Origin of the sequence: Bacillus sp. SIMBA_031 (assembly GCF_046535225.1) — a bacterium.
Classification (GTDB): Bacteria; Bacillota; Bacilli; order Bacillales; family Bacillaceae; genus Bacillus; species Bacillus velezensis.
Map to the genome: position 1 here is coordinate 530,770 of NZ_JAWRXC010000001.1, position 17,063 is coordinate 547,832.

Consider the following 17,063-nt stretch of genomic DNA (forward strand, 5'->3'; position numbering starts at 1 on the left):
AGCGGGTGGAGGCCAATGGTTCATTTGAATAAACAGAATGCGGATATCGCGATAATCGGGGTTGCTTGCAGATTCCCCGATGCAGATCATTATCATGAATTCTGGGAAAACATAAATAGCGGCAAAGATTCCATCCGGGAAGTGCCGATTGAACGGTGGGATCCCGAACTTTATTATTCAGCTGATATCAGTATACCGAATAAAACAATCAGCAAGTGGGGAGGTTTTATTCATAAAGCTGACCATTTCGACCATAAGTTTTTTAATATCTCTCCCCGGGAAGCGAAAAACATGGATCCTGAGCAAAGAATCCTTTTAGAAGAAACCTGGCGGTGCATCGAAGATTCCGGGGTTTCTTTGCAGGATCTCCAGCGTAAAACCACTTCTGTTTTTGCGGGTATTATGAATTCTGACTACCGGCAGACAGGTAAAGCTGAATCGGAAATCGACAGTTATGCCTGTTTAGGAAGTTTCGAAGCAATGCTTTCCAACCGGCTTTCATACACATTCGGTTTGACCGGAAAAAGCATGTCTGTAAACGCCGCTTGTGCATCGTCGCTTGTTGCTTTACATGAAGCGGTTAAGTCACTGCGGACAAAAGAAAGCGATTATGCAATCGCATCGGGAGTAAACTTGAATTTCCAACCCGGAAAATATATTTCTTTTTCTAAAGCCAGAATGCTGAGTCCTGACGGCAAATGTAAAACCTTTGACGCAGCGGCGAATGGGTACGTTCCCGGAGAAGGGGCAGGCGTTGTATTGCTGCAGCGCCTTGGTGATGCAGTAAAAGCCGGTCACCATATATACGGGATCATAAAAGGGACAGCTGTTAATCATGGCGGTAAATCCCGTTCCATAACCGCTCCCAGAGCAGAAGCGCAGTGCCGGGTCATCTCAGAAGCTTTACACAACGCTGCTGTCGATGCTGCGACGGTTTCTTATGTAGAAGCACATGGCACAGGAACATCTCTGGGCGATCCGATAGAAATAGAAGCATTGACAAAAGCGTATCGGCAATATACTGAGGATACTCAATATTGCAGGATCGGAAGTGTGAAAACAAATATCGGTCATACAGAAGCAGCGGCGGGAATGGCCGGATTGATAAAAGTTCTAATGATGATGAAACACCGGAGGGTGCCGAAAAGCCTGAATGTACATACGGTAAATCCAATTATACAGTTTGAAAAAACACCGTTTAGGCCGGCGCTTGATTCAAGTGATTGGAAGGCGGCAGACGGGGCTCCGCTCAGGGCGGGAATCAGCTCCTTCGGTTTTGGGGGTGTTAACTCTCACGTCATCATCGAAGAATTTATACATACAAAAGACGAATCTGACAGAAAAGGAAGGGTACCCTTCCTTTTTTCCGCTAAAAGTGAAGAAAGCATGAAACAAATGATACATCATTGGAGAACCTTTGCTGACGATTCTGAGGAATTTTGCAAAATATCAAATGAAGTGATCAGCAGCACCCTTTTAACGGGGAGGACATCGTTTGATTACAGGGCTGGTTTATTGGCAGGCAGCAAGGAGGAATTTAAAAATCAGCTTAAAGAGGGATTAAGTTTTCGGAGGAAACAAGATTCTGAATGGGCGCTTGCCATCGGTGACTTCAAATGGGAAAGTTATAAACAATTTGCCGTTTTGAAACGGGTATTCCCTGATTTAGAAAAGAACGTAAGGTCGGTGCTGAAAGATATACCAACATTGCACAGTTCATTTAAAAGAAAATGGACACCTGAGAAAATCCGCTTGTATTCTTTAGTTATCAATACGGAAATCATAAAAAGTATCCTGGCATCCGGTTTTAAGCCAAGCCTCATTACAGGCGCCGGAGACGGATATTACGTCGCTCTTGCAGCAGCGGATATCATCAAAATTGAAAAGGCCATTTCTGTAATCACAGGCGCTGAAAAACCTTCGCACATATCCTGTGAGCCGCCGTCCATTCCATTTGTCAATCCGTACACTTCAAAAACGTACCCGCCGGTTCGATTAAATGAAGATTATGTAAGGATGCTGCTGAACGGTCTGAGCTTCCCGGCTGATTTTACAGACCGCCTGTACGGGAAAACACGGCTGCTTCTTGAGCACCAATATACGTTTAAAGGGTTTTTAGAAGAGTGGGATAAAGCGGGGAAGACTCAGGAAATCGAGATTTTATCTTATATTGTGAATCGCGCGGCGGATAAAAGAAATGCATTGCCGGCTGATGAGGAAGCGGCGGTCATGGCTATCCTTGCCTCTATGAGAAGACTGTATAAGAGATGGGATTTAACAGATCATGATGGATTCTTTAATAATGATTATGTTCTGGAAATATTAAATTTACTTGATGAAGGAATCTTGTCTAAAGAACTTTTTCTGAGCATGTTATTGAAAAAGCAAGACGGAATTAAACAGGCTGTTGCTTGTATTAATGAGCAGCCGGCAGGTTTTTATGATAAAACTCGTTTTCCGTTGATGACAGAATACAATCAAATGGATGCCGTGTCTCAGGAGATAGCTGATCATATGCCGCATCACACGGAAGAAAAGGGAACGGAGCCGGATGTGGATATTTCTGATTTTTCAGTTTTTCAATTTGGATCGCTCCCTCCATCAGCAAAACTAAACAAAGCGGCTGCTTTTGAAACGGACAAAGCAGCTGATGAGGCTCTTTATCATTCATTTATGCAAATGTGGCTTTCAGGAGAAGAGATTGAATGGGCGAAACTAGGTGACTATCATAAAAGAAAAGCTCCGCTTCCGCCTTATCCGTTTGAACGCTGTCAATTTTCTTTAAACCCTCAGCAGGTAAAATCAGACGCGGCTTTTTCAGAAAAGAAGAATCAGGCACTTTATACGCCGGTATGGAAAGAAACCGCACTTGAGAATGAGGCGGGAAGCGGCAAAGCCTGTACTATTTTGTTGTTCTCCGGTAACAAAGACTATTTTGAAGAGCTGAAAAAAAGAGAGAATACGTCCGCATATCTTATTATGCCCGGTGACCGTTTAGAGCAGATAAGCGACAGTGTTTTCACGATCAACAGGCAGCGTCCCGATGATTATCAAAGTGTCATTCGTCTGTTAAAAGAAAAAGGCGCAGCGCCTGATGCAATTTTGCATACGTGGTCTGAAAAACGGCCTGAACTGGAAGAAACACTCGAATCAGGAATTTATTCCGTGTTTTATCTGACTAAGGCTTTAATCAGCGAGAACCTTATAAACAAAGTAACGTTCATTTATACATTCAGCGCAGATCAAAAAGAAAAATTGCCGTATTTTGAAGGTGTGAACGGTTTTTTTAAATCGGTAAAACAAGAATATCCGCAGCTGCATTGTAAGACGGTTTGCTTTGAACATGATTCTGCAACCGTTTCATTTTCAGAGAAGGCTGCCATTCTTTATAAAGAAATAAACACAGCACCTGATCGGCATATTCATATCACTTACAGAGGCTGCGTAAGATATGCACGGATGTTAGAGAAGCAGAGAGAAACATACACAAAGACCATTCAATACCCTGAAAAAGATAAAGTATATTTAATTACAGGGGGATTTGGGGGGATTGGCAGTAAAGTCGCTGAATATTGCGCGATAACTGAAAGATCCACCATTATTCTATCGGGGCGATCTGCTTTAACCGGAGATAAGCAGAAACATTTAGAATATCTGAACAGCTTTAAAGCCAAGGTTTATTATATACAGGCGAATATATCCGATAAAGAAGCGGTAAAAAAAATGATTGACGGTATTACCGATCAGCATGCAGGTCTTCATGGCGTCATTCATTGCGCAGGAGTTATCAAAGACTCGCTGCTTTTTCGAAAAACAAAGCAGGAACTTTCAGAGGTGATTGCTCCAAAAGTTCATGGCGCATTGAATCTTGATCATGCAACGAAGTCGCTGGAATTGGATTTTTTCGCCGTTTTTTCTTCAGTCGTCTCTATTGCAGGGAACGAAGGCCAATGTGATTATGCATATGCAAACGGCTTTTTAGATCATTTTGCCGAATATCGGGAACAGAAACGGCAAAATTCTCTGCGCAGCGGCCGCACGCTGACAATCAATTGGCCTTTATGGCAAGACATCGGAATGGGGGCGAACCTGTCAGGTCAAGGGCGGACGTCTCTTTTTCATGGTTCCGGGCTCGAAGAACTTCCTGCTGAAGACGGAACGCAATGGTTTTCGCGGATTGTGACTTCGGGTCAGCTGCATAATATTGCAGTCTGCGGTGATCATGAGCGCTTTGAACAATTTATGCGGCAGAGATTTTTGACGGACGAAACAGAGACAGTCAGTGTCATTCCTTTGGCTCAAGGCGATATTTTGGATCAGACAGTTTTGTTTTTAACCAATATCATCTCCTCTGAGATCGGTGCAGAACGGGAAGAGATTGATCAAGATGTGCATCTGGCTGAATATGGAATGGATTCGGTTATGATTCATCAATGCAACACAAAGCTGGAGCAGTCACTGGGAGCAATTTCGAAAACGCTTTTATTTGAATTTCATACAATCAGAGATTTAGCAGATCATCTTGTAAAGGAATATCCGGATCGGCTGGGGCGTTTATTTTCACGGGAGGAAAAAGGAAAACAGATTCAGAGCATTACCCCCGCCAGGCCGGAACAAAATATCACTGCACCTGCGGCGGAGGAAAAAGAACATCTTGACGGGATAGCGGTAATCGGTATCAGCGGCCGTTATCCCGGGGCTGAAAATATCGAAGAATTGTGGGAGCTTCTATCAAAAGAGAGAACCGCAATCACAGAAATTCCGAAAGAACGATGGAATTATGAGACCTACTATGATCCAGATCCCGCTAAAGCGCATGAGGGGAAAATTTATTGCAAATGGGGCGGATTTTTAAAGAATGCTGAATCATTTGATTCTTTGTTTTTCCAAATATCGCCGAGAGAAGCAGAAGCGATGGATCCACAAGAACGAATATTTCTTGAAACCGTGTGGAAAGCATTTGAAGATTCGGGATATACCATTGAAGGGTTGAGAAAGCAGACCGAAAAACATGTCGGTGTATTTGCGGGAGTGACGACCAATTCTTACAAGCTGCTCGGCGAAAGAATACCGACGGACAAAAACGATGTACTTCCAAATTCGTTCCCATGGTCTCTCGCGAACAGAGTGTCTTACACATTTGACTTTACAGGTCCCAGTGTCCCTGTAGATACGGCTTGCTCTTCATCCTTAACGGCAATTCACATGGCTTGCCAAAGTTTAACAAAGGGTGAGTGCTCGGTTGCGGTTGCGGGAGGAGTAAATTTGTATCTTCATCCTTCTGACTATTTATACCGATGTCAGATGGGGATGCTTTCAAAATCGGGAAAATGCAGAAGTTTTGGAGAAGGCGGCGACGGTTTCGTACCCGGGGAAGGTGTCGGGGCCGTTATTCTTAAACCGCTTAAAGATGCCATACGTGATAATGATACTGTGTACGCCGTCATTAAAGGAACGGCAATTAATCACGGCGGAAAGACGAATGGCTATACGGTGCCTAATCCTGCCGCACAGGCGGATTTAATTCAAGGAGCTCTTAAAGCGGCCGGTTGGAGCGCCAGAAGTGTCAGCTTTATTGAAGCCCACGGGACGGGAACGCCGCTGGGTGACCCGATTGAAGTCCGAGGCCTGACCAAGGCGTTTAGAGCTTATACCGAAGATGTTTCATATTGCTCTCTCGGATCGATTAAATCTAACATCGGTCATCTCGAAGCGGCTGCGGGTATTGCCGGCCTGACAAAGATTATCTTACAAATGAAGTATAAAAAAATAGCCGCAACACTGCATGCTGAACGGGTGCATCCGGATCTTTATCTGGAAGAGACACCTTTTTGTCTTCAGCAGGAAACCGCCGACTGGATAAAACCCGCGAATGAAAAACATTCTGACAGCAAATATCCGCGGCGCGCGGGATTAAGTTCTTTCGGAGCGGGCGGGGCAAATGCTCATATCCTTGTGGAAGAGTATGAGTCTGCTGCTGACTGTCATACGGATTGTGAGGAAAGTGAGGAACTTATCGTACTCTCAGCCAAGCATTCACTGAGTTTACGGGAATCGGCAAAACAGCTGGAGGAATATCTTCAAAAGGCCCGTCATAAGCAGGACGAGTTTTTGCAGCAAGCGGGAACAAACAAGCCGCTTCACCTTTCTGATATTGCGTATACCCTTCTTGAAGGGCGCGAAGCCATGCCGGAAAGGCTTGCTGTCATTTCAAATAATATCGATGATCTGATGTTGAAATTAAATCACTTTTATAATGGAATTGACGATCACGAAATATTTAGAGGGAAAAAACCGAATCATAAACGCAGACAGCAGCAATCGGATTCTCCGCTCAAATCCGGCAGAACCACATTAGCCGAAATGGCTGAATTCTGGGTATCAGGAGGGAATTTAAGCTGGGAAGATTTCCGCACCGGCAGAAAACCGGCGAAAATTGCGCTGCCGACTTACCCTTTCTTAAAAAACAGACTGTGGGTGTCAAATAAGGCGCAAACAAAATCAGCAGCCGGTACAGCTCCTTTATTTGATTTTTCTGCAGGTGAGTGCCGATTTTATAAAACGCTTTCTGATTCTGAATATTATTTAAAAGATCATGTTGTGCATGGGAATATGGTTTTGCCCGGAGCGGCAATCATCGAAGCGGCCAGAGAAGCGGGAGAGAGGCTGTACGGAAAATCAGTCATAAAACTGAGTCAGGTTGTATGGCCGGTTCCAATAACCGTTGAAAAAGAAAAGACGATAATGATAGATCTGCTGCCGAATCAAAAAGACGGCAGATTTGTGGTGAAAACCGATATGCAAACTGAAGCGGCAGTTCATTGCCAAGGAAACATTATCACATGCGGAGATCAAGATGCCTCTCAAACAGAGCGTTTTCAATTGGACAGCTGGTTAACCGGACAGAAAAGATTAATCAGCGGCGCTGAGTGTTATAGGACCTTCCGGCAGAGCGGTTTGGACTATGGAGCCAGTTTTCAGGTAATAAAACAGCTGTTTATCCATGAAAATGCTGTTCTTGCACGAATATCACTTCCTGAGAGCATTCATAAAAAATCCGGCACGCTGCTGGAACCGTGTTTATTGGATGGCATTTTTCAATCCACAACCGGGTTTATGTCCGGTCAAGAAGGGGATCACACCGCATATTTGCCTTTTGAATTAGGTGAGCTGGAGATTCTTCACGCACCTTTGGCAAACGGCTATGCTTACATTACAGCTGCCGATGAAAGACAACATGAGGATGTCAAAAGGTTTCATATACTATTTATGGATGAAAACGGATCTGTAAGTCTTAAAATAAAAAACTTAGCGTTGAAGGCATTAAGGGCTGCACCGCAGACTCAAGATGAGCGGCATTCAGTTAAGTATTACACTGATATGTGGAAGCGGGCCCCTATGCTTCATCAGCCTGAAGCCAGCGGTTTAAACAGCTGCCTTGTGATTTCACTCCGTCGGGATATATCAGAACCGCTGATCCGCCAGGCATATAAAGATATCGGCCTGAACATGATCTTTGTCCGCCATGGCGGCAGTTTTCAAGAAAAAAGAGCTGATTCCTTTGAATTGAACAGCGTCAAACTTGACAGCTATCAGAAATTGCTGGCGATTCTTAAAGAAAAACAAGTGACAATTGACCGTGTCATTTTAATCGGGATGAGCCCTGAAACGGGAATTGAGCAGAACATTCATGAAAAGCTGGAAGAGGCTGTTTTGCCGGTTTTCAATGTAACGAAAGCTCTGCTAGCAACAATCCCAAGACATAAAATCCTGATATCACATGTATTTTTCACAAGGGAAAATCAAATCTTACCTTATCAAATGGCAATCAGCGGCTTTTTTAGGTCGCTTCATTTAGAACATCCAATGTTGTCCGGTAAAAATATTGAAATACAAAGCGATGAAATTCAGTTACAGCTGAACGGCGGTCTGCCTGAATTAAAAAACCTTGTGAAAGAAACAATCATCAGCGATGATACTTCAGAAATCAGATACAGAGATGGAATCAGGCAGGTCAAACACTCTGCAGAAATTGAAAGTGCCGAGCCCCCCAAAAAGATGGAAGTAAAAGAAGGGGGAGTTTACCTCATTACAGGAGGAACGGGCGGTCTGGGACTGATTTTCGCCAGACATCTTGTGCGAAAAGGGAGAATAAAACTTGTCCTTATCGGCAGGTCAGAGCTTTCTGAGGAAGCCATAAGCAATGTGAAAGAGCTCGAAAAAAACGGATCAGAAGTTTTTTATGTAAGAACCGATATTTCTGATAAGGAAAATGTCAATAACCTGATAAAACTCGTCAAAAACAAATTAGGTCCTGTTAAAGGAATTATTCACAGCGCCGGTGTGATAAAAGATTCATTACTCATCAATAAGCGTGAAGAGGATCTCGATTCAGTCTTGGCCAGCAAGGTTTACGGAACGATATGGCTTGACCGGTATACAGACAGAGAACCTCTGGACTTTTTTGTAATGTTTTCATCTATCAGCGCAATAATGGGGAACGCGGGACAAACAGATTATGCTTATGCAAACCGGTTTATGGATTATTTTGCGGAAATAAGAGCGGCGGAAAATAAACCTGGAAAAACAGTCTCGATTAATTGGCCTTTATGGAAAGAAGGCGGTATGCAAATTGACATTCATTCAGAGAAGTTCCTTTATGACCGTTTCGGAATGCTGCCTCTGGAAAAACGGGAAGGCCTTGCAGCATTTGATCAAGCAATGACAGGGTGTGAACATCAAATAATGGTATTTAGCGGTAATGAATTAAAGCTGGAACGAATGATAACGATTGACAGCGGAAAAAGTGACCCGGCAATCGCCGACGAAAATCAAGAACTGAAAGAGCTGTCAATAACTGAATCTTTAAAAAGCACTTTGACGCGCATCATCACCGGCGTATTAAAAATTGAAGAACGGGAATTTGATTTTGAACTGCCGATAAGTGAATACGGATTTGATTCAATTATGTTTACAATGCTGGGCAACGAATTAAACGAGTCATTAGGAATATCAATGATGCCGTCAGATTTTTTCGGTCTTACTGATTTTAATGAACTTCTTGAGTTTTTAAAGAGTGAGTATTCCGAGGAGCTTCATCTCTGCGGTTCTTTTTCTTCAGATGAATCTGCGGCGAAAGACCGGAGAGAAAATCTGATTGAGGGCATCGCAAAGATGATGTCAAGTATTTTGAAGATTGACAGAAAGGAAATAGAAGAAGAGACTTCATTCGGCGAGTACGGATTTGATTCTATTACGTTTACCAGACTCGGAAATGAAATCAATCAACAATATGGTACGGAATTATTGCCGTCCATTTTCTTTGAATGCAATTCACTGGCTGAACTGACTGATTATGTAATCGAGCAATACGGAGAAATCCTTTTTGCTGAGACAGAATCTTTTTCTGCAGCTGACGAAAAAACATTGTACAGCACGCCTCCGCCGGAATCCTATGAACATTCCCCTGAGCCTGAAAACAAAACCAGGCAAGAGGAAAGACATATGAATGAGCCGGTTGCAATAGTGGGAATAAGCGGCCGTTTCCCCCAAACAGATACGCTGGATGACTTTTGGGAAGGAATTGAAAAAGGGCGGGATATGATTACAGACATTCCTGAAGACCGTTGGGACTGGAAAGAGTTTGACGGCGATCCGATCAGGGACGTCAATAGAACAAAAATAAAAAAAGGCGGATTTATCAAAGACGCGGACAGTTTTGATCCGTTGTTTTTCGGGATTTCTCCCGCCGAAGCAGAATTAATGGATCCCCAGCAAAGAATTTTTATGGAGACTGTATGGAAAACAATAGAAGATGCGGGCTATAAGCCATCTGATTTGGCAGGGACGAAAACCGCGGTGTTTGCAGGGGTCGCCACAACGGATTATGCTGAACGTCTGAATGAAAATGGCGTCTCTGTTCAGGCGCAGACCGCAACCGGTTTAAATCATTGTATATTGGCAAATCGTATTTCTTACCAGCTGAATCTGACGGGTCCGAGCGAACCGATTGACACTGCCTGTTCAAGTTCGTTAGTTGCGCTTCATCGTGCGGCTGAGGGGATTCAAAGAGGCGATTTTGAAATGGCGATTGCAGGCGGTGTGCATATTATGACAAGCCCTACTCTGTTTATAGCTTTTGATAAAGCAGGTATGCTTTCCAAAGACGGAAAGTGCAAAACGTTTGATAAAAGCGCTGACGGCTATGTAAGGAGTGAAGGGGCGGCTGCAGTATTGCTTAAGCCGCTCAGCAAAGCACAGGCAGACGGTGATCATATATATGGTTTGATTAAAGGGTCAGCTGTAAATCACGGCGGCCGCGCCAATTCTTTGACAGCTCCGAATCCGAACGCACAGGCGGACTTATTAACCGAAGCTTGGCGGAAGGCGGGGGTCAGCCCTGCCACTGCGGGATATATAGAAGCGCATGGCACAGGGACAAGTCTTGGCGATCCGATTGAAGTAAACAGCATCATAAAGGCATTTAAAACGTTATATCAAGAATGGGACATTCCTTTTGCGAAACAGAAATGCTGCGGAATCGGGTCTGTGAAAACAAACATCGGACATCTCGAAACCGCTGCCGGAATAGCCGGAGTGATGATAGTGTTACTGGCTTTTAAATATCGCAAACTTCCGGGACTCGCCCATTTTTCAGAACTCAATCCATACATCAAACTGGAAAATACGCCATTTTATATCACAGAAACCGCTCAAAAGTGGAATCCGATAAAAGATGAAGAGAACAACGATCTGCCGAGGAGAGCAGGTGTCAGCTCATTCGGATTCGGCGGTGTGAACGCGCATATTGTTTTAGAGGAATATAGGGAACCTCAAAAAGAAGTGCCGGAAAACAACGGTAACACACATATTTTTGTTTTATCTGCGAAAACCAAGGATCAATTACTTGAGTATATCCGGCTTATGGTTCAGTACTTGGATCGCGTGATTGCAGGTGACATGACCGTTAATGCCAGTGACATGGAATTTACATTGCAAAACGGTCGGGAAGCAATGAACGAAAGAATTGCCGTATGTGCAGCGAGTCTGACTGAGCTGAGAGATAAATACGTCAGCTTTCTTGATGACAGCAAGGTGCAAAAAGGCGTATTTATAAGCGAAAACACTGAAGAGCGCACAGCTGTTTCTGAATATATGATTCAGGAGGCTCTTCAAAGCGGAAAAGAGGAGCTGCTCGCACAATGGTGGGCCAATGGAGCCGAGTTTGAATGGAAGACAATCGGCAATAAGAAATTGAATAGAGTGCCGCTGCCAACTTATCCGTTTGCAAAAGAGAGTTATTGGTTCACCCCGAAAAAGAACAAAAGCGAGGTTAATAGCAAAAGTCTTCACCCATTAATCAGCGAGAATGTCTCAACATTAAAGAAACAAGCATTTAAAACTGTTATTTCCGGAACTGAATTTTTCGTCACTGATCATCTTGTTTCAGGAGACTATGTGCTGCCAGGAGCCGCTTCGCTTGAAATGGCTCTTGTTTGTGCGGAAATAAGCGGAGAAAGTAAAGTATATAAAATAAAAGACGTGATGTGGAACAGACCTATATTATATAAAGGAAAAACGCTGCACATTTATACCGACTTGGAAATGAAACAAGATAAGTTGAACGTAACGATATGTAAAGAGGGTCCGGATGGCGTGCAGCAAATCTGCACACAAAGTGAAACAGTATTCGGAGACATAAACAGCAATCCTGAGTATGTCGATATTGATCAGTTCATACGCAGCAGTGAGCAGGTCATAAGCCGGGAAGAGTGTTATCACCGCTTCAGCCGTATGGGCCTGACATATCATAGCAGTTTTCAAACATTGAAAGCCGTATATCGCGGTGATATGGAGTTAATGGCAGAATTGGAGCTTCCTGCTCATTTAGCGAACGGGTTTTCACATTTTACACTTCATCCTTCATTAATTGACGGCGGTTTTCAAGCGGCGGCATTTTTGTTAAGAGATAATGAGAAAGAGGGCTTATTTGTTCCATATTCACTTAGAGAGCTTCACATTAAGAGGGCGCTTACTGCCCGATGCCATGTTTCGGTGAAAGAAACCGGTTTTTATACGTATAACATTGATTTTATTAACGAGAGCGGCGAAATAGCCGTGAGCATGAAAGACTTTTCTGTCAGAAAAGTGACCGGGGGAGAATTAACCGCAGGACGTAAAAATGAAGATCAGGAAATTCTCTTCTTATTAGAACGATTGAAAAACGGTGAACTTTCTGCTGACCAAGTTTATCAGCTGCTGGAGGGAAAATAGTGCAGATCAAACAAATACTTTCCTTAATTGAAGAACAGCAAATGTCTCCTGATGCAGGACTGGAGCTAATTCGCACTTACAGAAAAGAACAAATGGAAAAAAAGGCGGAGCAAGCTCCGTCCCCAACCATTTTTTTTAAGAACGATTGGGTAAGAACAAATAAGATAGATATGTCGAATCAGCAGGCACCGGGGAATATGCTGATTTTTGATCAGGATAACCGTCTTTTTCAGCATGCCGAGATGATGAATGGAGATCATAACCGTGTCATTCTCGTAACGCCCGATTCTGATTATAGAATTGAACGGAATAGATGCACAATCAATCCTTCTGATGAAAGTCATGTCGAAATGCTGCTGTCTGATTTGGCTGAAAACGGATTTACACCTGATGTCGTGCTTTATTTATGGAACGGAGAAATCAGAGAATTCACTGAAGAATCCGTTAATGAAACTCTTTGCAGAGGGATAAACTCGCTCTTTTTATTATCAAAAGCTTTAATGCGGAGAAACGAACCTGTTACGTTATTGCATATTTATTGGACAAGCGGCCTGAATCAGCCGTTTCATGAAGCTGTCGGAGGTTTCATGAAAACGGTAAACATGGAAAGCTCCAAGCTTAAAGCGAAAACCATACAGGTTCGCCATGAGCATTCTGACTTAAATCCTCCGGTTTCCGAGATATGGGATGCTGCAATTAGTGAAATGCAGCGCATTCAAACGGATGAATGTGAGATTTTAATAGACTCACATACCCGTTTTGTGAAAGGGCTGCGGCCTATTGATAATCCGGAACACGATAACGGATCTGTAACGTATCAAAAAGGCGGCATATATATCATTACCGGAGGAGCCGGAAAACTCGGGCTGCTGTTTGCGGAACACATCGCTAAAGAAAACCAAGCCGTGATTATACTTACAGGCCGTTCTTTTTTAACAGCTGATCAAAAAGAACGGATCAGTAAGCTTAATGAGAGCGGCTCTATTGTTGAATATCAGCGGACGGACATAACAGATCGAACAGAGGCAGAGCGATTCATTTTCGGCGTTAAACAGCGGTACGGCAGCATAAACGGGATCATTCATGCTGCCGGAATCCTTCGTGACTCATTTCTTGTAAATAAAAGTCTCAGTGATTTTACGGACGTACTGAAACCGAAAGTTTACGGAACAATCTGGCTGGATGAGCTGACAAAAGACGAAGATCTTGATTTTTTTGTTCTCTTTTCTTCTTTTTCCGCTTACGGAAATGCCGGCCAAAGTGACTATGCGTACGCAAATCATTTTATGGACAGTTTTGCAGTGCTTCGATCTCAGCTCTCCCGAAACGGAAAAACCCTTTCAATCAATTGGCCGTTATTGAAAGATGGCGGGATGAATCTCGACAGCAATGGAATCAACCAAATAAAAGAAAAATACGGAATGACGCCGATGCGAACTTCCTCTGTTTTGGAAGCGTTTCTGAAAATGCTGCGGTCTTCATTTACCAGCTTAATGCCTGCAGAAGGAGAGCGGGATAAAATGATAAAAGCGCTTTCGATTCAAAGAAACACAGCTGCAGCAGATCAAGATACACTCACGGCGGAACACGATGAAGAAGAGGAATATGCTGCGAAAGAAAAAGTCAATGACTATTTAATCAAGATCATCAGCGGTGTCTTGAAAATCCAAGCTCATAAAATAAATGCGAAAGACTCTTTTGAGAAATTCGGAATCAACTCACTTATGATCATGTCACTTATTTCAAAGCTTGAAGATACTTTCGGGGATCTTCCAAAAACAATCTTTTTTGAATATCAGAACATTGAAGAGCTTTCAAACTTCTTCCTAACATCTTTTAAAGAAAAAGTGCTTAAGGCCGCAGGGGCAGCTCCGGTAACAAGAGTGCAGAAGAAAGGAGAAAATCCGAGTAAAAAACAGCACCGGCAGCAGAAGGATACACCTGCACCGAGCATGGTTCAGCCGGGTGAGGATATTGCCATTATCGGTGTGAGCGGAAGATATCCGAATTCCGATACTCTTGAGGAGTTCTGGGAAAACATTGCCGGAGGGAAAAACTGTATTATTGAAATCCCCGAGGAACGTTGGGATTTCAGATCGATTTACAGCCCCGACAGAATGGAGAAGGGGAAAATCAACAGTAAGTGGGGCGGTTTTATCAGCGGTGTTGATCAATTCGATCCGCTGTTTTTCCATATTTCTCATAAAGAAGCTGAGCTGATGGACCCTCAGGAGCGAATTTTTCTCGAAACCTCCTGGCATACGTTTGAAGATTCAGGATATACAAAAGAGAAGCTTAACGGTATGAAAGCCGGTGTGTTTGTCGGAGCCATGTACGGACAATATCAATTATTCGGCGCAGAAGAAACTGCGCGGGGCAATCCGATTGCGCTCAGTTCCTTCTTTTCATCTATTGCGAACAGGGTTTCATACTTTTTTAATCTCTCCGGCCCGAGCATTGCACTGGATACGATGTGTTCATCATCGCTGACGGCCATTCACTTGGCATGTGAGAGCATTAAAAGAGGGGAAAGTGAAATTGCGCTTGCGGGCGGCGTTAATGTGTCCATACACCCCAGCAAATACCTTTGGCTGAGTCAAGGTAATTTTGTTTCCACCGAAGGATTGTGCAGAAGTTTCGGAGAGGGCGGAGACGGCTATGTCCCGGGAGAAGGTTCGGGAGCCGTCCTGTTGAAACCTCTGGAAAAAGCAATTGCTGATCAGGATCATATATACGGAGTAATTAAAGGAACATCTGTAAATCATGGCGGAAAAACCAATGGATTTACGGTTCCGAATCCGAATGCACAAGCTGAGCTGATTGCTGAAAATTTCAAGAAATCGGGCATCAGTCCGCGATCCGTCAGCTACTTGGAAGCACACGGAACGGGTACTTCGCTCGGAGATCCGATTGAGATCGCAGGATTGACAAAAGCTTTTGAGAAATTTACGGACGATAAACAATTTTGTGCCATAGGTTCAGTGAAGTCTAATATCGGACATTTGGAGTCTGCTGCAGGTATAGCAGCCCTTACAAAAGTTCTTTTACAATTTAAGCACCAGAAATTGGCGCCATCCATTCACTCGGAACAGCTGAACCAAAATATCCGATTTGAAAAGACGCCTTTTTACGTTCAGCAGAAAGAAGAAGAGTGGCGGAAAGAATCAGGCGCCTCCAACAAGAGAGCAGCAATCAGTTCGTTCGGAGCGGGAGGAGCAAATGCCCATGTCATTGTGGAAGAATATCAAAACCATGCGGACACACAAACAATAAGCGGTCCGTTTGCCGCAGTTCTCTCTGCCAAAAATGAAGACAGACTGAAAGAATACGCTCGGCGCCTTCTGCAATTCACAGAGCGGGAGACAAAGGCCTCGGCAGCTGATATCGCTTTTACATTGCAGACATGCAGGGAACCGATGGAAGACAGACTTGCTGTTGTAGCTTCTGATTTGCCGGAACTTAAGGAGAAGCTGAGAACTTTCTGTACTGAAGGAACAATTGGAGAGGGCGTATACAAAGGCAATGTTACGAAAGATTTTGATAAAGTCTTTATCTTTCATGATCAAAAGGTGAAAGATAAATTCCTCGAGGCGATGATGGAGACAAAGGACTTGAATCTTCTTGCAAAATTATGGTCTTTCGGGGCTGATATTCAATGGAGAGAGTTATATGAAGAATATACCCCGCAAAAGGTCAAGCTTCCTTTATATCCATTTGCTGAGGAGTCTTACTGGGTGCCTGGAAGCCAAAGTGCAGTATTTCCGGAAATATTGCCGCAGCAGTCTTCACTGCACCCGCTTCTGGATTCGAATGAATCTACTCTGGAACAGCAGTTTTTTAAAACGACATTAAGAGACAAAGAGATTTGGTTAAAAGACCACATTGTAAAAAACAAGAGCATTCTCCCGGCAGCTGCTTTTCTTGAAATGGCATGCGCAGCGGGAACGCGGTCATATCGAAAGAAAAAGGTCACTCGTTTAAAAAACGTGATATTTGCCAGACCGGCCATGCTTTTGCAAGAGAGCCTGACCATTTACACTCATATTTCCGTAAAAGACGGCAGCATATTATTTAACATGTCACCTGACGAGGATGCTGCTGTAAGGACTGGATTTGTGACGGGGGAATTAGATTATGATCATCATTACAGTGATGATGATATAGAGAACATCGACAGAGAAGAGATGATAAACAGAAGTGCTTTTGTCCGTGAACAAGATGAATGTTACGAGTATTTTCGGGAAAACGGGTTCCTGTATGGGCGCGCTTTTCAGCCGATTCAACGTTTATGGGGCGGCGAAACGGAAGCGGTTGCACACTTATTGCTGCCAAAAGAAGCCTCATATGCTCTTGAAAATTATACATTGCATCCGTCTTTAATTGATGGGGCTCTGCAATCTTTGTTCGGCATTACGGACGGAAGAGAAGAGGCAACTGTTTATGTTCCTTTTTCAATAGGAGAGATTACGATTCGGAAAAAAGTTTCAGCAGAATGCTGGGCTTATGCGCGTAAAACAGGCCAAAAAGGTCAATCCGAGCTTATTTACGATATTCAGCTGCTTAATGAACACGGAGAGAGACTTGCAGGTTTAAAGGATGTAACCATTCGTAAAAAAGAAACGTTTTCCGCGGAGGCACAGAATCGTGCAACAGCGGATTCCAATGGAAAGAACGAGAGAGTAAAAGAGCTTCTCAGACAATTAAAAGCGGGCGAACTGACTGCGGAGGAAGCAGATTATGCGCTGGAGCGTATGCAGGATTAGTTTATCATTTTGCGGCAGTGCCATTTG

Annotated in this window: 2 protein-coding genes; both read left to right on the forward strand. The window is 43.6% G+C overall.

The genetic code is table 11. The features are described 5' to 3' along the window. The first annotated feature begins 15 nt into the window (after positions 1-15). Entirely contained in the window at positions 16-12,273 is a 12,258-nt protein-coding gene (locus SB724_RS02860; RefSeq protein ID WP_410570016.1) for an SDR family NAD(P)-dependent oxidoreductase, read from the forward strand. Then, positions 12,273-17,036 (forward strand): type I polyketide synthase, encoded by a 4,764-nt coding sequence (locus SB724_RS02865; RefSeq protein WP_410570018.1) that lies wholly within the window; start codon positions 12,273-12,275, stop codon positions 17,034-17,036. Before SB724_RS02860 ends, SB724_RS02865 begins: the two co-directional genes overlap by 1 nt. The last annotated feature ends 27 nt before the right edge of the window (positions 17,037-17,063 follow it).